Origin of the sequence: Achromobacter sp. GbtcB20 (genome assembly GCF_019091095.1) — a bacterium.
Lineage (GTDB): Bacteria > Pseudomonadota > Gammaproteobacteria > Burkholderiales > Burkholderiaceae_B > Achromobacter > Achromobacter mucicolens.
On the sequence record NZ_JAGXJZ010000272.1, the window covers coordinates 1 to 406 of the forward strand.

The 406-nt window shown below is 66.5% G+C and carries 1 pseudogene; it reads right to left on the reverse strand.

What is annotated here, in order from left to right:
• Positions 1 to 228: 228 nt before the first annotated feature.
• A pseudogene (locus KVT32_RS28940) lies at positions 229 to 406 on the reverse strand (cysteine synthase B); the annotation flags it as partial.

Here is a 406-nt window from a genome sequence, read left to right on the forward strand (position 1 = left end):
CCTGATGGGCGTCCGCCGCAACAAGTTCCGCATCAGCGCCAAGCAGTTCAGGCCGAAGGAAGGCGCGGCGCCTGCAGCGCCGAGCAACACCGGCGAGCAGTCGTAATCGCACGCTCCGGCCTGGCGCCGGAGAAGCGCGGGATCTTCGAGACGGTCGTGTGACCGGGATCCTGCGCCAATAAAAAAGGGGCCGTGTGGCCCCTTCGTCATTTCATTTACTGTTGGACCTTACGCCGGGAACACGCCGGTCGACAGGTAGCGGTCGCCGCGATCGCACACGATGAACACGATGGTCGCGTTCTCGACGGTCTGCGAAATGCGCAGCGCCACCTCGCAGGCGCCGGCGGCCGAGATGCCGCAGAAGATGCCCTCTTCGGCCGCCAGGCGGCGCGCCATCTGCTCGGCC